The sequence below is a fragment of the Bradyrhizobium sp. USDA 3397 genome (assembly GCF_054060965.1).
On sequence record NZ_JBSSDS010000001.1, the window covers coordinates 151,767 to 174,747 of the forward strand.

The window sequence follows — 22,981 nt, forward strand, 5'->3', positions numbered from 1 at the left end:
GCATGGCTGACACGGCAAAGCCGAGCCTACGCGATCTGGATCCCCAGCAGATGAGAAAGCTCGTCGCGCTGGCCAGGAATCGCGGCCGGAGTGACGCTGGCGCTATTCCGGTGGTGGCGCGGAGCGGATCGTTGGAAATGTCCTTTGCGCAGCAGCGGCTCTGGCTGCTGGCGCAGCTCGATGGTACGAATTCCAGCTATCACATTCGCGGAGCATTGCGGCTTACGGGCGAGCTCGATCTCGAAGCCTTGCGTTGCAGCATCGACCGTGTGTTCGCGCGCCACGAAGCCCTGCGCAGCGTCTTTCGCGTAGTGGACGAACGGCCGCGCGTGGTGCTGCTGCCCAGGGATGCGCGTGTGCCGCTGCTCGAACATGATCTGAGTAGCCGGGACGATCGCGAGCAGGAGCTGGCGCGCCTCTGCCGCGAGGAGGCCGCGACGCCGTTTGATCTCGCCGCAGGACCGTTGGTCCGCGGTCGCCTGATCCGGATGGCGGAGGGAGAGCATCTCTTCTTGCTTACCCAGCATCACATCGTCTCCGATGGCTGGTCGATCGGCGTGCTCATGCGCGAGCTCGGCGCTCTCTACCGGGCATTCGCCGCCGGCAAGGACGATCCTCTGCCGCCATTGGCAATTCAGTATCCAGACTATGCCGCCTGGCAGCGACAATGGCTGTCGGGCGAACGCTTGCAGCGGCAGTTCGACTATTGGCGAGAAGCGCTCGCGGATGCTCCTGCAATGCTCGAATTGCCGACAGACCGGCCGCGTCCGCCAATCAGGTCGCTCGCCGGTGCGTCCCTGCCGATCGAAATCGATACGGAGCTCGCATCCGGCATCAAGCGACTGAGCCAGTCGAATGGTGCCAGCGTTTTCATGACGCTGCTGGCGGCCTGGGCAGCGGTGCTGTCGAGACTCTCCGGGCAGACGGAGGTCGTGATCGGGACGCCGACGGCGAACCGAAACAGGCCGGAGATCGAGGGCCTGATCGGATTCTTCGTCAACATGCTGGCTCTCCGCGTCGATCTCGCGGCCGAGCCGAGCGTCGCCGAGCTACTCCGCCGTGTGCGCGCGGCGGCGCTCGCGGCGCAGGATCATCAGGATCTGCCGTTCGAGCAGGTCGTCGAGATCGTTCAACCGCTGCGACGGTTGGAGCAGACGCCGGTCTTTCAGGTCGTGTTCGCCTGGCAAGGCAGCGACATGGGACCCCTCGAGTTGCCTGGCCTGAAGGCCGAGGTCGCTGATATTCCGCTGCAACAGGTCAAGTTCGATCTCGAGCTCAACCTCGGCGAGATGGACGGGCGCATTGTCGGCTCCCTGAATTATGCGACGTCGCTGTTCGACGAAGCGACGATCACGCGCTATCGGGGCTATCTGTTGACCGTGCTGCGGGCCATGATCTCCGATGCGAATCAGGTGGTCGACCGGATCGATATCATTGGTGTCGATGAGCGCAGGCGCGTTCTCGACGCGTGGAACGAGACGGCCACGCCGTTTCCCTCCGAAAGCTGCATTCACGATCTATTTGCGGAGCAGGTGAGAAGGGCGCCGGACGCCATTGCGCTGGCATACGAGGACGTTCGTCTGAGCTATAGCGAGCTCGATGCGCGAGCGAACAGGCTTGCGCGGCACTTGATCACCTTGGGAGTGGTGCCGGATCAGCCCGTTGCGATCTGCCTGCCGCGGGGCATCGCAATGGTGGTGAGCCTGCTGGCCGTGCTGAAGGCGGGCGGCGCCTATCTGCCGCTCGATCCCGCTTATCCTGCGGAGCGGCTACGTCAGATTGTCGATGATGCGAGGCCGCGCCTGTTGATCGCAGACGGCACAGGACGCGCGATCATTCCGGATGGGACTTGCGAGATCGTCGATCCCGATGCAGGCGCGGGGCAGGCGGCGTCGGATCCGGGTGCTCTCCTCAAAGGACTGACTGCGCGAAGCCTTGCCTACATCATCTACACGTCCGGCTCGACTGGCCGGCCGAAGGGGGTGATGGTCGAGCACCGCGGCCTGGTGAATCTGGCGTTGGCGCAGCGGGCGTTGTTCAACGTCAATTCGAGCAGTCGCGTCGTGCAGTTTGCCTCGCTCAGCTTCGATGCCAGCATCTGGGAAATCGTCATGGCGCTGTGCTCGGGCGCCGCGCTGTTTCTGACCGGCACGCGCGAGCATCAGGACACCGCGGCATTGTTCGGCTATCTCGCGGACAACGCGATCACGCATGCGACGTTGCCGCCGGCGATGCTGCACGGGCGGACCGATCTCGAACGGCTCGCCTCGTTGCGGGTTCTCGTTCTTGCCGGTGAATTGCCCAACGCCGAGCTGGCCAAGGGATTGCCTCCTGGTATTGCCGTCTTCAACGGTTATGGGCCGACGGAGGCAACGGTTTGCGCCACGAGCTGGTTGCGGCATCAGGGTTTTGACGGCGGCGCCACCCCGATCGGTCGACCGCTGCCGAATGCGCGAATCTATCTCCTGGACCGGTTCGGTGCGCCCGTTCCGCTCGGTGCCGTCGGCGAAATCTACATCGGCGGAGTCGGAGTCGCGCGCGGTTATCTCGATCGCGCCGATCTGACGGCAGAGCGCTTCGTGCGCGATCCCTTCTGCGGCGGTGCGGATGCGCGCATGTATCGCACCGGCGATCTCGGCCGCTATCTCCCGGACGGCAATATTGCGTTTCTCGGCCGCAACGACCACCAGGTCAAGATCCGTGGCTTTCGCATCGAGCTCGGCGAGATCGAGTTTCGGCTCAACGAGCATGCCGACGTTGCCGATTCAATCGTACTGGTGCAGCGGGATCACGGTGGTGACACGCGGCTTGTCGCCTATGTCGCCGTACGTCGCCGCAATGGCGCGGGGCTCGATGCCAATGAATTGGTCAGCGCGTTGCGCGATCATCTGCGTGCCTGTCTGCCGGACTACATGGTGCCGTCGGCGTTCGTGAGTCTCGATGCACTCCCGCTCACGCCGAATGGCAAGGTCGACCGCAAGGCGCTGCCGGCGCCGGAGAACGATGCATATGCGCGACGCCGTTTCGAGCCGCCGCGAGGCGAGGTCGAACAGGTCGTCGCAAATATCTGGGCCGAGCTCTTGGGCATCGATCGGATCGGACGCAGTGACCACTTCTTCGAGCTCGGCGGCCACTCGCTGCTCGCAGTGCGCATGCTGGAGCGATTGCAGCGGCATGCGCTGAGGGCGGATGCGCGCATGCTGTTCGCGAAGCCGGTGCTGGCGGACTTTGCCGCCAGCCTCGATGGCGGCGTAGAAGCCGACGTTCCGGTTAATCGGATCACCCGGCAGACGACGGCGATCACACCGGATTTGTTGCCGCTGATCGCGCTAACGCAATCCGATATCGACAGCATTGTGGCCGGCGTTCCCGGCGGCGTCGCCAACATCCAGGACGTCTACGGCCTGTCGCCGCTTCAGGATGGCATCCTCTTCCATCACCTGCTGGCGAAGGAGGGCGATCCCTATCTGCTGATTGGCCGGATGGCCTTTGCCGACCGCGACCTGCTCGATCGCTATCTCGATGCGGTCCGGCAGGTGATCGCCCGTCACGACATTCTGCGAACGTCCCTCGTGTGGAACGGACTGTCCACGCCGGCTCAGGTGGTTTGGCGGCAGGCGCCCTTGGCCGTCAGCGAGGTCGTGCTGGACGGCGAAGGTCCGGCGGATGAGCAGCTGGCCCGCCGTTTCGATCCGCGATTCCATCGGATCGATCTCGGACAGCCGCCGCTGCTGCGCTTTGCACTCGCCGCCGATCCAGAAGGCGGGCGCTGGCTGCTCCTGGTTCTGTTGCATCACCTCATCGGCGACCATTCCACGCTTGAGGTGATGCACGACGAGGTCGTGAAGATCCTGTCCGGGCGAAGTCACGAATTGCCGCCGCCCTATCCGTTCCGGAATCTGGTGGCACAGGCGCGCGAATCGGCGGCGACCGCGGAGCATGAGCGCTTCTTCCGCGGCATGCTCGCCGACATCGACGAGTCGACCACGCCGTTTGGGCTGGACCGGGTGCACGGCGACGGTGCCGGCGTGGCCGAAGCTCGGCTGATGCTGCCCGAGAGCTTGAATGCAAGGCTTCGTTTGCAGGCGCGGCGGCTGGGCGTCAGCCTCGCCAGCCTTTGCCACCTCGCTTGGGGACAGGTGGTGGCGCGAACCAGTGGGTGCGAGCATGTGGTGTTCGGGACTGTTTTGTTCGGTCGCATGCAGGCCGGCGCGGGCGGCGATCGCACCATGGGCCTGTTCATCAACACCTTGCCGCTGCGGCTCGATTTCGACGACACCGCGGTCGAGGACAGCGTTCGTGATGCGCATCGTCGGCTGACCGAGCTGATGGCACACGAGCACGCCTCGCTGGCGCTCGCGCAGCGATGCAGCGGCGTCGCGGCACCCGCGCCTCTGTTCAGCGCGATCCTGAACTATCGGCACAATGCAACGCCGGCGGATCTGGCTGCCAACAGGGAGCACTCCGGGATCGAATGGCTCGGTGGCGAGGAGCGCACCAATTATCCCCTGATGCTGGCCGTCGAGGATTATGGTCAAGCGCTTGGTCTGACCGCTCAGATCGTCGATCCGTTCTCGGCTGATCGCATCTGCGCCCTGATGCAGCAAGCGCTGGACCAGCTGGCCGATGCGCTGGAGCATGCGCCGCGTGCGCCGGTCCGCCAGCTCGACATTGTGCCTCGCGAGGAGCGTCAGCTTTTGCTGGAGGTGTGGAATCGGGCGCAGGCGCATGATCCGCAAGTCCGATCATTCGTCACGCAGTTCGAGGCACAGGTCCGGAAGTCGCCGCAGGCGATCGCGCTGGCGTTCGGCGAGGCGGAGCTGAGCTATGCAACGCTGAATGCACGTGCCAACCGGCTGGCGCGGCGATTGCGAGATCACGGCGTCGGGACCGACGTCGTGGTCGGGCTGGCGCTCGACCGCGGCGTCGAGATGCTGGTCGCGCTGCTGGCGGTGCTGAAGGCCGGCGGGGCCTATTTGCCGCTCGATCCGGATTACCCGCCGGAGCGGCTGGCGCACATGCTGCGCGACAGCGGCGCGGCGCTGGTGCTGACGCAAGAGAGATTGCACGATCCGTTCGCAGGCATTCTGGCGGAGACCGGCGCGGAGGCCTGGCTAGTCGATGGAGAGGACGGCGAGGGCGGCGATGCAGGCAATCTCGATGTCGCCGTTCACGGCGAGAGCCTCGCCTATATGATCTGCACTTCGGGCTCGACCGGTCTGCCCAAGGGCGTGATGGTTCGCCACGACGCCGTGACCAATTTCCTGGCGACCATGGCGGAGCAGCCCGGCATGACGGCCGGCGACCGCGTGCTGGGGCTGACCTCGCTGTCCTTCGACATCGCGGTGTTGGAGCTGTGGCTGCCGCTGAGGATCGGCGCCTGCGTCGTGCTGGCGGATCGCGCGGCCGCGCATGATCCTGCCAAGCTCAAGGCGATCGTGGAGCGGCATGGCGTGTCCCTGATCCAGGCCACGCCGTCGACCTGGCGGATGCTGCTCGATCATGACGGTCCTGCGCTGCCGGCGAGCTGCCGGGTGCTGTGCGGCGGCGAGGCGCTGCCGCCGGATCTGGCGCGGCGGCTGGTGGCCCAGGCCGGCGAGGTCTGGAACCTGTACGGCCCGACCGAGACCACGGTGTGGTCGGCGCGCCATCGGCTCGATGCGATGGACCATCGTCCGCTGCTGGGCCGCCCGATCGGCAACACCACGCTTTACGTTCTCGACGGTGACCTCAACCTCGCGCCGGTCGGCGTCGCTGGCGAGCTCTATATCGGCGGGAGCGGGCTCGCGCGGGGCTATTGGCAGCGCGGCGGCCTGACGGCGGAGCGCTTCATCCCCGATCCCTTCGGTCCGCCGGGGGCGCGACTGTACCGCACCGGCGACGTGGCGCGGTGGCGATCCGAAGGCGTGCTCGATTACGTCGGCCGTGCCGATTACCAGGTGAAGATCCGCGGCTTCCGCATTGAGCTCGGCGAGATCGAGGCGCGGCTACAGGCGCAGGATGGTGTCCGCGCGGCTGTCGTCGTGGCGCGCGAGGCCGGCGCCGGCCGCCAGCTGGTCGGCTATGTCAGTGGCGAAGCGCTGGATGGCGCGGTGCTCAAAACGGTGCTGTCCTCGGTGCTGCCGGACTACATGGTTCCGGCACGGATCGTGGTGCTGGAGCGTCTGCCGCTGACGCCGAACGGCAAGATCGACCGCAAGGCCTTGCCGGCGCCGGATCAGCTTGTGGCGTCCGCCCAGCATGTGGCGCCGCGCACACCGGCGGAGGTCGCATTGGCCGCGATCTGGGCCGATCTGCTGCGCCAGCCCAACATCGGCGTCACCGACAACTTCTTCGAGCTCGGTGGTGATTCCTTGATTGCGGTCCAGCTCGTTAGCCGCATCAAGCGCGATCTCGGCCACGACCTGCCGCTCAATCGTCTGTTTGAATTGACGACCGTTGAAACCATGGCTGCTGCGCTGGGCCTGGAGAGCGAGACCGACAAGCGAAGCGACGACATCGTAGCGATGCTCGACCTGTTGAAGGAAGTCGAACTGTCCCATGAGTGACACGGCAACCACGCAAAAGCAGCAGCTGCGCGACATTTCACGGCGCTTGATGCGTCTCGATTCCGGCAAGCAGCACGCGTTCCTGTCGCAGCTCGCGGCGAAGGGCGTCAACCTCGCCATGCTGCCGATCGTGCGCCAGGAGCGAAAGCGGGCGCCGCTGTCCTTTGCGCAAGCGCGCCTCTGGTTCCTGTGGCGGATGGATCCGTCCAGCGCGGCCTACAACATATCGGCGACGGTGCGCGTGCGCGGCCAGCTGCAACCACGCGCATTGCAACAGGCGTTCGATATGCTCGTCGCCCGCCACAGCACGCTTCGCACTGTGTTTCGGCAGGAAGGGGAGCAGGCCGAACAAATCGTCCACGATCCGCAGCCGGCCGTATTGCGGCACGTGATCCTCGCTGGCGACGACCGCGAACGGCAGGCGCGTTCGTTGGCACGGCAGGAGGCCTCGCTGCCGTTCGATCTCGAGGCGGGCCCGCTCATGCGTGCGGCGCTGCTGACGCTGGACGAGAGCGACCATATCCTCGTCGTCAGCCTGCACCATATCGTGGCCGACGGCTGGTCGATGGGCGTGCTGGTTGACGAGTTCTGGAAACTGTACGCGGCATTCGCTTGCGGTGAAGAACCGGCCCTGCCGGAGCCGGAGATTGACTATGCCGACTACGCCGAATGGCAGCGGCTCTGGATGAGTGCGGTCGATGGCGAACGGCAGGTCGGCTACTGGACCAGGCGTCTCGCCAATCCGGCCGTGCTCCAGCTGCCGATCGACCGGCCGCGCCCGGCGGTTCCGGACCTGGCGGGATCGGCACATCGCATCCCGCTCGAACCGGCGCTAGCCAATGGCTTGCGCGCGCTCGCGCGGCGGCATCGCACGACCCTGTTCGCCGTCCTGCTGGCGAGCTTCAAGCTGCTGCTCTATCGCTACACCGGGCAGTCCGACATCAACATCGGCGTGCCCGTCGCCAACAGGCATCGCGGCGAAGCGCGCGGCGTGATCGGTCTGTTCGTCAATACCCAGGTGCTTCGCACGCAGATCGACGGCCGCGCGGCGATCGCGGACTTCATTGCGGCGGTTCATGCGGCCACTGTCGAGGCACAGGAAAACCAGGACCTTCCGTTCGAACGTCTGCTCGAAATCCTTCAGCCCACGCGCAGCCTGAGTCAGAATCCACTGTTCCAGGTCCTCTACAATCACCAGCGCCGTCGGGCGTCGGCTAGTTCATCGGATCGGACCGGTCTCCAGATCGAGACGATCGATACGGAGGTCGATGCCGTCAAGTTCGAACTCGCGCTCGATACCGAGGAGGGGCTGTCAGGCGAGATCCGTGCCATCTTCACCTATGCAACGGCGCTGTTCGAGACGGCGACGATCGAGCGCCTCGCCGCGCATTGGACCACCCTCCTGAAGGCCATGGTTGCCGACGACGCGCAAGGGATCGCCGATGTGGCGTTGCTGTCCGAACAGGAATTGGGGCTGTTGCGGCAATGGAATTGCGCCGACGACGAAACGGCAAGCTCATCGTTCACACCGGTGCATCGGACGGTTGCACGGCTGGCCGCCGAAACGCCCGACGCGCCGGCGCTGGTCTTCGGTGACGATGAAATCAGCTATGCCGAGCTCAACCGCCGCGCCAATCGGCTCGCGCACCACCTGATCCGCCTCGGTGTCGGGCGCGACGACCTTGTCGGCGTCTCGGCACGGCGTTCGCCAGGCCTCATTACGGCGCTGCTCGCCATCTTGAAGACGGGTGCAGCCTATCTGCCGCTCGATCCCGAGCATCCGGTCAGACGACAGGTCGGCACCCTGCGCGATGCCGGCGCGCGTGTCGTGCTGGTCGACGCAGATAGTTCGGCGTTGACGCCGCCGCCAGCTGGCGTCGTGGTCGTTCCGCTCGGTGCGATCAATCTCGCCACGGAGAGCGAAAGCGATCCCGAGATCGCGGTGGTGCCAACCAGCCTTGCCTATGTGATCTATACCTCCGGCTCCACCGGCATCCCCAAGGGCGTCGCGGTCGAACACGGTCCGTTCGCCATGCACTGCGAGGTGACGGCCGGGCTCTACGACATGGATCGGCACTCGCGCGAGCTGCACTTCCTGTCCTTCACCTTCGATGGCGCCCATGAGCGGCTCTGGACCGCACTGACCTGCGGCGCGGCGCTCGTGATGCGGGATGCGGACCTGTGGTCGGCCGAACAGACCATCGAAGTTCTGCGCCGGCAGCGCGTCACCAATGCCGGGTTCCCGCCGGCCTACCTGCAACAGCTCGCCGATTTCGCGATGTGGCGTGGCAATCCGCCGCCAGTCGAGCTGTACTCGTTCGGCGGCGAGGCGATGCCCAAGGCTGGCTTCGACAAGGTCAAGCGCGCGCTCAAGCCGCGGGCATTGATCAACGGCTACGGGCCGACCGAAACCGTGGTCACGCCGCTGGTATGGAAGGTCGATGCGAGCGAGGAGATCGACGGCAACTATGCCCCGATCGGTCGCCCGGTGGGCCGCCGCTCGGCGTACATCCTGGACAATGATCTCAACGTCGTTCCGATTGGCGTAACTGGCGAGCTGTTCATCGGCGGTGAGGGGCTGGCGCGCGGCTACCGGCAGCGAGCCGAGCTGACGGCGGAGCGCTTCGTCCCTGATCCGTTTGGCGCACCGGGCGCGCGTCTGTATCGCACCGGCGATCTGGCACGCTGGCGTGCCGATGGCGTCATCGAGTATGTGGGCCGGTCCGATCATCAGGTGAAGATCCGCGGCTTCCGGATCGAGCTCGGCGAGATCGAGGCATGGCTGATGCGGCAGGCCGGCGTGCGGTCGGCCGTGGTCGTTGCCCGTGAAGCCGGCGTCAGCCGTCAGCTGGTCGGCTATGTCGCCGGCGATGGACCGTTCGACGAAGCGGCGATGCGCGCGGCGCTCTCGGAGGAGCTGCCCGACTACATGGTGCCGGCCCGCATCGTGCGATTGGACCGGCTGCCGCTCACCGCGCACGGCAAGGTCGATCGCGACGCCCTGCCGGCACCGGAGATGCCGGCCGCAATCACCGCGCATGTCGCGCCGCGCTCCGCAGCCGAGACGGTGCTCGCTGCGATCTGGGCCGAGCTGCTCGGCCAGCCCGTCATCGGCGTCACCGACAATTTCTTCGAGCTCGGCGGCGATTCCATCATCTCGCTGCAACTGGTCGGTCGGGCGCGCCAGGCGGGCCTGCTGATCGAGCCGCGTGACGTCTTCCGACATCAGACCTTGCAGGATCTGGCGCGCGTGGCGCGGAGTGAAGACAAGGCGGAGATCGTCGCCGCTGAGCTCGATCTCGACGGCCGCGAGCACCTGCTGCTGCCGATCCAGTTGCGGTTTCTCGGTGAGGATGCAGGGGACCGTCATCACTGGAATCAGGCCGTCCTGCTGATGCCGAAGTCGCGGCTCGACTGGAAGCTCGTCGAGCTCACGCTTGCCGCTCTCGTCGCGCATCATGAGGCCCTGCGCTTGCGCTTCGAGGAGATTGATGGCGGTTGGCGCGCAATTTATGGCTCGCCGCCGGCGATCTCGGAGCTGCTCTGGATTCGCAGCGACGTTCGCGATGCCGCCGAGGTCACGGGAGTTGCCGCGTCGGCTCAGGCCAGCCTGTCGCTGGCCGGGCCGCTGCTGCGTGTGGTCGGCATGGATCTCGCGGATGGCAGCCAGCGGCTTCTGGTGGTGGTGCATCATCTGGTCATCGACGGCGTGTCATGGCGGGTGCTGCTCGAAGACTTTGCGGCGGCGTACGATCAGCTCCGCCAGGGCGCGGCTTCAGTCGCGCTGGCGAGGAGCGACTCTTATGCATCCTGGGGCGCGCGATTACAGGCCTATGCTGCGACCGACGAGCTGGCAGCCGAGCTCGACTATTGGCTGGAGCGGGGATCGCATGCCGCGTTTCCCTGCGATGACGATCATGGCGGGGTCGACCGGGTTGCAGACGGCGAGGAAGTCCTGCTGGCGTTCGACGCCGGATTGACCACGCGGCTGCTGAAGGAAGCCCCGACCGCTTACCGCACCCAGGTCAATGATCTCCTGCTGGCGGCACTTGCGCGAGCCGTGTCGCGCTGGGGCGGGGTTGAGGATGTCGTCGTCGAGCTCGAAGGCCATGGCCGCGAGGACGTCTTCGACGGTGCGGACGTGTCCCGCACCATCGGCTGGTTCACCACGGCATTTCCGATGCGCCTGCCGGGCGGCTCGAGCGACGACGCCTCTCTGATCAAATCGATCAAGGAGGAGCTTCGGGCGGTTCCCAACCGCGGCCTGGGGTACGGCGTCCTGCGTCATCTCGGCACCGAGTCGCAGCGGAGCGCCCTGGCGGCACGTCCCGAGCCGCGCATCGTCTTCAACTATCTCGGCCAGTTCGATTCCAGCATGGGAGAGAGTGCCCCGTTTCGCCTCGCGCCCGAGAGCTCGGGGCCGATGCGCAGCGAAAGCGCGCCGCTTGGCCGCTGGGTCAGCATCAACGGTCAGGTCGGGGAAGGACAGTTGCGCCTGTCGTTCAGCTATGGCCGTAGGCGTTACCGGCGCGCAACCATCGAACGTCTCGTCGAGCATTACGCGGCGGCCCTGCGCGAACTCGTCGCGCATTGCACGGGCGGCGCCCGCGGCATCACGCCGTCGGACTTCGCCTTGTCGAACCTCAAGCAGGCTGATCTCGACGCGCTGGTCGCAGCGATCGACTGCCGCGAGATCGAGGACATCTATCCGCTGTCGCCCATGCAGCAGGGCATGCTGTTCCATGCCCTGCGTGATGGCGAGAGCGGCAATTACGTCAACCAGATCGGCCTCGAGATCCGTGGTCTCGAGGCCGGCAGGCTGCGCGCAGCCTGGCACGAGACCAGTTCGCGCCACGCCGTGTTGCGAACCGGATTTGCGTGGCGCGAGCTGTCGGGGGCCGCGCAGCAGGTGGTCTATCGCTCTGCGCCTTTGCCATTCGAGGAAGAAGACTGGCGCTCGCGGACGGCCGCCATGGAAGAGGAGGAGCTGCGGGTTGCGCTCGCGGGTATTGCGCAAGCCGAACGTACCAGGGCATTCGATCTGTCTCAGGCGCCATTGCAGCGGGTGCGGCTGATCCGGCTCGACGACGCGCGCCACTGGCTGATCTGGACCCACCACCATATCCTGCTCGACGGCTGGAGCGCCGCGCGTCTGATGGCCGAGATCCTGCAGCACGAGCGCGGCGCACGCTTGCCAGCAGTGAAGGGCCGCTATCGCGACTACATCGCGTGGCTGCAAAGGCAGGACCGCGAGGCGTCGACCTCGTTCTGGCGATCGGCCTTGGCCGAATTGGACGAGCCCAGCTTCCTAGCGGACACGCTGGGAGAACCTGCGGCCAACGGTGCTTCCGGCCATGGCTCGTCTGACCTGCTGCTCGCGGCCGACCTGACGGCAAGCCTGCAAGCCTTTGCGCGGCGCGAGCGCGTCACGCTGAACACGCTGGTGCAAGGCGCTTGGGCGCAGCTGTTGCGTCGCCACACCGGCGAGCGCGCGGTCTGTTTCGGTGCGACGGTCTCGGGCCGGCCGGCGGAGATCAGCGGGGCCGAGGAGATGGTCGGCCTGTTCATCAACACGCTGCCCGTCGTCGATCAGGCAAGCCCGCAAACCGAGATCGGAGCGTGGCTGCGCGATCTCCAGGCGCGCAACATGGATCTGCGCGATCACGGCTGGATGCCGCTGTACGAAATTCAGCGTCTTGCCGGCCGTTCCGGACGCGCGCTGTTCGACAACATCCTCGTGTTCGAGAACTATCCGATCGATCAGGCGCTGCGGGGCGAGAGCGAAAGCGGACGCCGGTTCGGCCGGGTCGAGCAGGTCTCGATCACCAACTATGCGCTGACGGTGGCGGTCTTCGCCAAGCCCGACGGCATCAATCTGGGCTTTCGCTACGATCGCAGCCGCCTCGACGACGATCATATCAGATATCTGCAGGCCTCGCTGTCGCAACTGCTGGCCAGGATCGTGGCGGACGCCTCGCGGCCGCTGGGCGCGCTGGACAGCCTCGATGCCGATGAGGAGCAGAGATTGCTCGGCTGGGGCGGCAGCGCCGAGCGAGCACCGAAGTTTGGCGACACTATCGTCGCGCAGATCGAAGCCCGGGCCGCGGCTTCGCCATCGTCGATCGCGTTGATCTTCGGTGAACGGCAGATCAGCTATGGCGAGCTGAACGCGCGTGCCAATCGCCTGGCCTGGCGGCTGCGGGAGCACGGGATCGGTCGCGACCGGCTGGTCGGCGTAGCGCTCGAACGCAGCGTCGAACTGATCGTTGGCGTCCTGGCTGTGTTGAAAGCCGGCGGCGCCTATCTGCCGCTCGATCCCGACTATCCCTCCGAACGCCTGCTTCATATGCTGCGCGACAGCGGAACGGCACTGGTGCTGACTCAGGAGCTGCTGCTCTCGCATCTCGCGCCGGTGATCATGGATGCTGGCGCCGAAGCCTGGACGATCGACAAGGAGGGCGAAGCTAACATCGAAGCGCCTGCCGGCAATCCCGATGCGGCGCTTCAGCCGGACAACCTGGCTTATGTGATGTACACATCAGGTTCGACCGGCGTGCCCAAGGGCGTGGCCTGTTCGCATCGCGCGCTGGCGGCGCGGCTTGGCTGGATGCAGGGGGAGTATCGTCTCGATCCTGCCGAGACCTTGCTGCACAAGACCCCGTTCAGCTTCGACGTCTCGGTTTGGGAGATATTGTGGCCGCTCGCAACCGGCGCGCGGCTCGTGATCGCGGCTCCAGGCGCGCATCGCGAGCCGCGACTCCTGGCGGACGCCGTCATCGCCCACGACGTGACGACGCTGCACTTCGTGCCGCAGATGCTCGAGCATTTCGTGACCGAGCCCGGCGCGGCGCGCTGCACCTCGCTCAAGCGCATGTTTGCTGGCGGCGAGGCGCTGTCGCTCGATCTCATGACGCGTGTACGTGCGGCGTTCCCCAATGTGCGGTTCGACAATCGCTACGGTCCGACCGAGGCTCTCATCAACGCCACCTACTGGACCTGTCGCGACGAAGGGGCGACGCGCGTGCCGATCGGACGACCCATTCCCGGCGTGACGATCCGCATCCTCGACGCCGATCTGAACATGGTTCCGGCAGGCGTGACCGGCGAGTTGTTCATCGGCGGGGCCGGTTTGGCGCGAGGCTATTGGCGGCGCGAGAAGCTGACGGCGGAGCGCTTCATTCCCGATCCCTTCGGGGAGCAAGGCGAGCGGCTCTATCGGTCAGGAGATCTGGCGCGCTGGCGCGCCGATGGCGCGATCGACTATGTCGGACGCGCGGATCACCAGGTCAAGATCCGCGGCTTCCGCATCGAACCCGGCGAGATCGAGGCGCGGCTGCTCGATCAGCCCGGCGTTCGCTCCGCCGTCGTGGTGGCGCGCGATGTCGGCATGGGCCGTCAGCTCGTCGGCTATGTCAGCGGCAGCGGCCAATTGACGGAGGCAGGCTTGCGGACCGCGCTGTCGGCCGTGTTGCCCGACTATATGGTGCCGTCGAGAATTGCGGTCCTGGAGCGGTTACCCTTGATGCCGAGTGGCAAGGTCGATCGCCACGCGCTGCCGGCGCCCGACATGGCCCATGGCCATCCGGAGCATCAGGCGCCGCGCACGCCGGCCGAGATCGCTTTTGCGGCGATCTGGGCGGAGCTGCTCGGTCGTCCGTCCGTCGGCCTCACCGACAATTTCTTCGAACTCGGCGGCGATTCCATCATCTCGCTCCAGATGGTCAGCCGCGCCCGGCGCGCCGGATACCTGATCGAGCCCCGCGACGTATTCCAGCATCAGACGCTCGAAGCTCTGGCGCGCGCGGCGCGGACCGAGCAGCGCACGGGGACGCTCGCCGATCAGGGGCAGGTCACCGGCCCGCATCCGCTCTTGCCGATTCAGTCCCGCTTCTTTGCGGAGGACATGGAGAACCGGGATCATTGGAACCAGGCGGTGCTGTTGCAGCCGAGAGAGCGTCTCGACTGGAACGTGATGCGGCGCGCACTCACCGCTGTGGTCGATCATCATGACGCACTGCGCCTCCGCTTCGCGCAGAGGCAGGGGAACTGGTGTGCCGAGCACGGCGCTGCTCCGGCAGCGGATGCGCTGCTCGGGGTGCGGCAGGCGATCGACCGGGCCGCCGTGACGGCGCTGGCATCGTCGGCGCAAGCAAGCCTGTCGATCGCCGGCGGAATGCTGTTGCGGGCAGTCGGAATCGATGTCGCCGATGGCAGCCAGCGTTTTCTGATCGTGATCCACCATCTCGTGGTCGACGGGGTGTCATGGCGCATTCTGCTGGAGGACATCGCCGCAGCTTACGCGCGGCTAGGAAACGGCGACGCCACGGTTGTGCTTCCGCCCAAGAGCCACGCCTACGCACTGTGGGGACAGCGCTTACGGACCTACGCAACGTCGCCTGAACTGGCGGCGGAATTGCCTTACTGGGCCAGCCGCGGCGCGCATGCGGACATTCCCTGCGACGACGATCATGCCGACCTCGATCGCATGGCGGATGCCGATGAAATCCTGCTGTCGTTCGAAGAGCAATGGACGCGGCGCCTGCTGACGGATGCGCCGTCGGCTTATCGGACGCAGATCAACGATCTCCTTCTTGCCGGCCTTGCACGCGCCGTCTGGCAGTGGAGCGGACGGGACGACGTTCTCGTCGAGCTTGAAGGACATGGCCGCGAGCCTCTCGCTGGCGATCTCGACCTCTCGCGCACGGTCGGCTGGTTCACGACGGCCTTTCCTGTGCGGTTGGCCGGTGGCTCAGAAGATCCTTCGTCATTGATCAAGACCGTGAAGGAGGAGCTTCGCGGCATTCCCGGCCGCGGACTGGGCTACGGCGTATTGCGTTATCTTGGCTCTGAAGAGCAACGTTTGGCGCTATCGCACGCCGGCGAGCCGAGGATTGCGTTCAATTATCTCGGCCAAATCGACGGAGGCGATGAGGCGGCGCTGTTCAGGATGGCAGCGGAAAGCGCCGGCCCATCGCGGGATGCATCGAGCCCGCTGCGACACTGGCTGATGGTGAACGGCACGGTGCGCGATAGTCGGTTGCTTCTATCGTTCGGCTTCGGCCGCAAGCGCTATCGGCGCGAGACGGTCGAGCGGCTAGCCGCGTTGTACGAGGCTGCGTTGCGTGAGCTGGTCGATCACTGCACCAGCGGCGCGTGCGGCCTGACACCATCGGATGTGGCATTGTCGGGGCTGGGTCAGATCGAGCTCGACAGGCTTGCGCTCGATTGGCGCGAGATCGAGGACATCTATCCATTGTCGCCGATGCAGCAGGGCATGTTGTTCCATGCGATGCATGACGGCGAGAGTGGACTCTACGTCAATCAGGTCGCGGCGGAAATCCGAGGACTCGATGCCGAAAAGCTGCGCCGCGCCTGGCAGGCGGCCAGCGATCGTCACGCGGTGCTGCGGACGGGATTTATTTGGCGTGACCTGTCCGGCGCGCCGCAACAGGTCGTCTATCGACGGGCCGAAGTGCCCTTTGTCGAGGACGACTGGCGAGCACGGAGCGCGACGTGGGACCAGGCGCAACTGGATGCGGCGCTGGCCGACGTTTCGCGGCAGGAGCAGGCCGCCGGGTTCGACCTGTCGCGACCACCCTTGCAGCGGGTCCGGTTGATCCGGCTCGGCGACGACAGGCATTGGCTGATCTGGACGCATCATCACATCCTGCTCGACGGGTGGAGCTCGGCGCGGCTGATCGCCGAGGTGATGCAGCATAACGGCGAGGGACGCCTGCCGGCATTGCACCACCGCTATCGCGACTACATCGCGTGGCTGAAGGCCCGTGACAGCGAGGCGTCGGCGGCCTTCTGGCGCAATGCGACGGCAGAGCTGGACCAGCCGAGCTTCCTGGCAGGCAGCCTCGTCGAACCGACGGGCTCCCAATTGTTTGGCCACGGCACGCTCGCGCTGGAGCTGGATTCTGTACTGACCGGACGCTTGCAGGAATTCGCGGCGCGCGAGCGGATCACCATGAACACGCTGGTGCAGGCGGCATGGGCGCAGTTGCTGCGACAGCATACCGGGCAGGGCACCGTCTGCTTCGGTGTCACCGTGTCGGGCAGGCCGCCGGAACTCGCCGGCGCCGAAGAGATGGTCGGCCTGTTCATCAACACGTTGCCGGTCATCGACGGTGTCGGCCCACAGCAGACCGTTGGATCATGGCTGCGCGAGTTGCAGGATCGCAATCTGGCCTTGCGCGAATTCGGCGCGACGCCGCTCTATGAGATCCAGCGGCTGGCAGGGCGCCCCGGACGGCCACTATTCGACAGCATCCTGGTGTTCGAGAATTACCCGGTCGACCGCGCGCTGATCGGACAGGATCGGCAGATCCAGGTCGGCGAGACCCGGATCGTCGAGACCAGCAATTATCCCTTGTTCGCCAGCATCGGCGTCGATGAGCGCCTGCGCCTCGTCTTCAACTATCAGCGCAAATATTTCGACGAGGCCCAGATCGCACGGCTGCAGCGGACCTTTGTGCGGCTGATCGAGGCGCTGAGCATGGATGCCGATCGACCGGTCGGGATGATCGCGGCCCGCGATCCCGCGGATGACGTCCTGCTCGCACGGGCGAACGATACGCGCCGGGATGAACCGCGCGAGGGGATCATTGCGCAGTTCGAGGCGCAAGTCCGGAAGTCGCCGCAGGCGATCGCACTGGTGTTCGGCGAGGCGGAGCTGAGCTATGGCGCACTGAATGCGCGTGCCAACCGGCTGGCGCGGGGATTGCGCGATCGCGGCGTCGGGACCGACGTCGTGGTCGGGCTGGCGGTCGACCGCGGCGTCGAGATGCTGGTCGCGCTGTTGGCGGTGCTGAAGGCCGGCGGGGCCTATCTGCCGCTCGATCCGGATTACCCGCCGGAGCGGCTGGCGCACATGCTGCGCGACAGCGGCGCGGCGCTGGTGCTGACGCAAGAAAGATTGCACGATCAGTTCGCAGCCATACTGGCGGAGACCGGCGCGGAGGCCTGGCTCGTTGATGGACAGGACGGCGAGGGCGGCGATTCCGGCAATCTCGATGTCGCCGTTCACGGCGAGAGCCTCGCCTATGTGATCTACACTTCGGGCTCGACCGGTCTGCCCAAGGGCGTGATGGTTCGCCATGATGCCGTGACCAATTTCCTGGCGACCATGGCGGAGCAGCCCGGCATGACGGCCGGCGATCGCGTGCTGGGACTGACCTCGCTGTCCTTCGACATCGCAGTCCTTGAGCTCTGGTTGCCGCTGACGATCGGCGCCTGCGTCGTGCTGGCGGATCGCACGGCCGCGCATGATCCCGTCAAGCTCAAGGCAATCGTGCAGCGGCATGGCGTGTCCGTGATCCAGGCAACGCCGTCGACCTGGCGGATGCTGCTTGATCATGACGGTCCTGCGCTGCCGGCGAGCTGCCGGGTGCTGTGCGGCGGCGAGGCGCTGCCGCCGGATCTGGCGCGGCGGCTGGTGGCCCAGGCCGGCGAGGTCTGGAACCTGTACGGCCCGACCGAGACCACGGTGTGGTCGGCGCGCCATCGGCTCGATGCGATGGATGATCGTCCGCTGCTGGGCCGCCCGATCGGCAACACCACGCTTTACGTTCTCGACGGTGACCTCAACCTCGCGCCGGTCGGCGTCGCCGGCGAGCTCTATATCGGTGGGAGCGGGCTCGCCCGCGGCTATTGGCGGCGCGGCGCCCTGACGGCGGAGCGCTTCATCCCCGATCCGTTCGGTCCGCCGGGGGCGCGGCTGTACCGCACCGGCGATGTGGCGCGGTGGCGGTCCGACGGCGTGCTCGACTATGTCGGCCGTGCCGACCACCAGGTGAAGATCCGCGGCTTCCGCATCGAGCTCGGCGAGATCGAAGCGCGGCTGCAGGCGCAGGATGGTGTTCGCACGGCCGTGGTGGTGGCGCGCGAGGCCGGCGCCGGCCGCCAGCTGGTCGGCTATGTCAGTGGGGAAGCGCTGGATGGGGCGGCGCTCAAAACGGCGCTGTCCTCGGTGCTGCCCGACTACATGGTCCCGGCGCGGATCGTGGTGCTGGAGCGTCTGCCGCTGACACCGAACGGCAAGATCGACCGCAAGGCATTGCCGGCGCCGGATCAGCTCGCGGCGTCCGCCCAGCATGTGGCGCCGCGCACGCCGGCGGAGGCCGCATTGGCCGCGATCTGGGCCGATCTGCTGCGCCAGCCCCACATCGGCGTCACCGACAATTTCTTCGAGCTCGGCGGTGATTCCATCATCTCTCTGCAGATGGTGAGCCGCGCGCGGCGCGAAGGCGTGCTCATCGAGCCGCGCGATGTGTTCCGGTATCAAACCATCGAGGCGCTGATTGCGGCGTCCCGAGATGTCGAGCCAGATAAGGAAGACCCCGCATCGGAGGGTGGCTCGCTGGCGGGACTCTCCAGGGAGCAGCTCCAACGGCTCGATCTGGACTGGAGCCGCGTCGAGGACGTCTATCCGCTGTCGCCGATGCAGCAGGGCATGCTGTTTCACAGCCTGCGCGATGTCGGCAGCGGCGTTTATGTCAATCAGGTCAGTGTCGAGATCCGAGGCCTCGACCCGGAACGGCTCGGCACAGCGTGGCGCGAGGTGAGCGCGCGTCATCAGATACTGCGGACCGGTTTCCTCTGGCGTGAGCTCTCCGGCTCTCCGCTGCAAGCCGTCTATCGCGACGCCATCGTGCCGTTCGCACAGGAGGACTGGCGCGGGCAGGCGATCAGGGATGAAAGAATTGCGGCGGCCCTTGCCCATGAGCGCGCCGCCGAATTCGACCTCCAGAGGCCACCGCTCCAGCGGGTGCGGTTGTTGCGGCTCCAGGACGACCTGTATCGGCTGATCTGGACCTATCATCACATCCTGATGGACGGCTGGAGCTCGGCAAGGTTCGTCGGAGAAGTCCTGGAGTGCTATTACGGCGGCGCTGCTGCCGCGAACGCCACGCGCTACCGCGACTATATCGCCTGGCTGCAGGCGCAGGACGCCAAGGCTGCCGAAGCTTTCTGGCGGGAACAGCTCAGGAGCTTCGATCAACCGACGCAGCTCTCCGATGCCTTCGGCGCGCGCCGCCATCAGGCATCCGGTCACGAGCGCTGTTACACGCGTCTCGGAGAGGCCGCGACTGCCGAGCTGAAGGCGTTCGCGCGGCGCGAACGGATCACGCTGAACACGATCGTCCAAGGCGTGTGGGCGCTGCTGCTGCAACGCTATACGGGCCAGAACACAGTGACGTTCGGCGTAACCGTGGCCGGTCGTCCGGCCGGTCTCGACGGATCGCAGCAGATGCTTGGCCTCTTCATCAACACGCTGCCCGTGATCGAAACGCTTCCGCCCGAAAGCCCGATCGGAGAATGGCTTCGCGCGCTGCAGGACCGCAATTCGGCGATCCGGGACTACGAGCACACGCCGCTCTATGACGTCCAGGGCTGGGCCGGCCGTGCCGGTCAGACCATGTTCGACAGCATTATCGTGTTCGAAAACTATCCGATCGAACGCAGCATGCACCGCGGCGCAGGCGCGTTGCAGTTCAGCGGCCTGAAGAATGTCGACGTGACGAACTATCCGATGGACCTGTCGGTGCTGGTCGAAGACACGCTCCAGGTCGAATACACCTATATGCCGAGCCATTTCACCGCGGTGCAGGCGACCCAGATCAAGGTGCAGTTCGAGCACTTGCTGGCGGAGCTGACGCGGGATGCCGCGGCCTTGCTTGGTAGCATCGATCCCGTCACGGAGCTCGATGCCGCTCTTGCAGATCGTTGCAATCGGCACGCGACGTCAAGCGCTCCCCTGGCGCTGGTGCATGAGGCGATCAGCAGCCATGCGCGGCGTTATCCGGAGCGGACGGCGCTGACCATTGGCGGCTCGGTGCTCTCGTTCGGAGACCTCGAGCGCAGGGCCAACCGCCTGGCTCATCACCTGATCGCCCGGGGGCTTAAGCCCGAGCAGCGCGTGGGCGTTGTGGTGGAGCGAACTGCTGCCACGATGATTGCGCTGCTGGCCGTGCTCAAGGCGGGTGGGGCCTACGTTCCACTCGATCCCGAGCTACCCTCGGAGCGGCGCGCGTTCGTCATGCGCGATGCCGCAATCGCGTTCCTGTTAACGGGTCCGCTCGAAATCGAGGGCAGCCCGGACGGCATGGAGCGAATTTCCTTGTCTTCGTTTGAGTTCGACGCGGGACCGGACCATCCGCCGCAGCCCGAACTGCATCCGGAAAACCTAGCCTATTTGATCTACACCTCGGGCTCGACGGGGACGCCAAAGGGCGTGGCCGTCGCCCACGGTCCGCTGGCGATGCACTGTCGCGTCACGGGCAGCCTCTACGAGATCGACGAAAGCTCCTGCGAGCTGCATTTCCTATCGCTGGCCTTCGACGGCGCCCATGAGCGCTGGCTCACGGTTCTGTCGCATGGCGCACGGCTGTTGATGCGTGACGCCGAATTGTGGACGCCGGAACAGACAGTCGAGAACCTGCACGCCCATCGCGTCAGCCATATCGGATTGCCGCCGGCCTACCTCCAGCAGGTCGCCGATTGCGTCGAGCAGAGCGGCAATCCACCGCCGGTCAAGCTCTACTCGTTCGGCGGCGAGGCGATGCCGAAGGCGGGCTTCGACAAGGTCAGGCGCGTTCTCAAGCCACGCATTCTGATCAACGGTTATGGCCCGACGGAAACCGTCGTCACGCCGCTGGTCTGGAAAGTCGATGGCGCGTCCGAGTGCGACACGCCCTACGCGCCGATCGGCCTGCCGGTCGGAGACCGCCGCGCCTACATTCTGGATGCCGCACTCGACATCATTCCCGCCGGGGTCGCCGGCGAGCTTTATCTCGGCGGCTTCGGCCTGGCGCGCTGCTATCACGGCAAGGCCGGCATGACCGCAGAGCGCTTCGTCCCTGACCCATTCTCGTCGACCCCGGGAGCGCGGCTGTACCGCACCGGCGATCTGGCGCGGTGGCGCGAGGATGGCACCGTCGAATATCTCGGCCGCAGCGATGACCAGGTCAAGGTCAACGGCTTCCGGATCGAGCTCGGGGAGATCCAGACCTCGCTGCTCCGTCATGAGGCGATTGCGCAGGCGGCGGTGGTGGCAGTGCCGAGCGCAGCCGGAAATCAGCTCATTGCCTATGTCGCACCGAAGGCGGCAGATGACGCCGCGCCCGAGGCGGCCGAGAGGCTGGTCGAGCGCTTGACCGGTTTCCTGAAGCTGATCCTGCCGGCCTATATGGTGCCGGCGCGGATCATGGTGCTGGAGCGGTTGCCGACTTTGTCGAGCGGCAAGATCGACCGGCGTGCATTGCCGGCTCCCGATGCGTCGATGCGGAGCTTCGTCCCTCCGCAAGGCCTGGCGGAGACCGCGATGGCGCGCCTGTGGTCCGAGATCCTGGACGTGCCGCAGGTCGGGGTCACCGACAATTTCTTCGAGCTCGGCGGTAATTCGATCCTGTGTCTCAAGGTCGTGGCGCGGGTTCGTCAGGACAAGACGTATGGGATCGAGATCAAGCTGCGCGATCTGCTCCAGAAGCCCACGATCCGCGCCTTGCTCGCCGGCAGCGCGACCGCGGCGTCCGCCGTCGCACCCGCCCCATCGGCGCTGCTGCCGCTGAATGCCGCGGTTCGCGGCGTGAACCCGGTATTCGCCGTGCATGGCGGCTTTGGCACCGTCTTCGACTATGGGCCGCTGGCACGCCGCCTCGAAGGGCACCGGCAGGTGATCGGGCTGCAATCGAGAATGCTGGTCGATTCCTCGTGGACCGACGCCTCCCTCGAAGCCATGGCCGTGGACTACGCGGCCGAGATCCGGCGGATGCAGCCGCGCGGTCCCTACAGCCTGGTCGGCTGGTCCTTGGGAGGACTGCTGGTCGGTCTCGTCGCGGCCGAACTCGAACGCGGCGGTGAGCGCGTCGATCGTCTCGCGCTGGTCGACAGCTTCGTGCCGCGGCGGCCGGACGGACCGAGCCCGCAGGAGGCGATTGCCCACTGGGCCGACGATCTCGCCGGATTGCTCTCGGCGGTCCTCCCGAACGCTGCGGCCTCTCGCATCAAGGCGCAGGTCGAGGCATGGAAACGTGCTGATCTGCCGGAGACGCCGGGGCACATTCGCGACCTCGTTGCTTCTGTTGTGGAGCAGGGCAGGAGCGTGAGAGCGGACGATGCATCGCTCGGCGCGGATGATTTGTCCGCTGCATTCGCAGTCGGACGGCACCTCAACAGGCTGGCGCAGAACGCCGCGCTGCCGCGGGGCCTCGAAGCCACGCCGCTCTGCTGGTGGACCTCGACCCGTCTGGCGCAGCGTGATCGGCTGGAATTGCAGTTGCCGAAGGCGGTCGATCGCGGCTTCGTCGGCGACAACCATTTCACGATCCTGAGGGATGCCGGCCTGCTCGATGAGATCTGCGGTCTGCTCGTGCCGGCGGCGGCGTCGACGATCGCGCAGGATACGGTCCCGGAGCCGGCGGAGTAAG

2 protein-coding genes are annotated in these 22,981 nt (G+C 66.2%); both read left to right on the forward strand.

Features of this window, described 5'->3' with window-relative positions; genetic code table 11:
* Positions 1-2: 2 nt before the first annotated feature.
* Positions 3-6,548 (forward strand): amino acid adenylation domain-containing protein, encoded by a 6,546-nt coding sequence (locus ACVWYQ_RS00690; protein WP_404541857.1) that lies wholly within the window; start codon positions 3-5, stop codon positions 6,546-6,548.
* Positions 6,541-22,980 (forward strand): non-ribosomal peptide synthase/polyketide synthase, encoded by a 16,440-nt coding sequence (locus tag ACVWYQ_RS00695; protein ID WP_456725341.1) that lies wholly within the window; start codon positions 6,541-6,543, stop codon positions 22,978-22,980. The genes ACVWYQ_RS00690 and ACVWYQ_RS00695 overlap by 8 nt, the downstream gene beginning before the upstream one ends.
* Position 22,981: the final 1 nt, after the last annotated feature.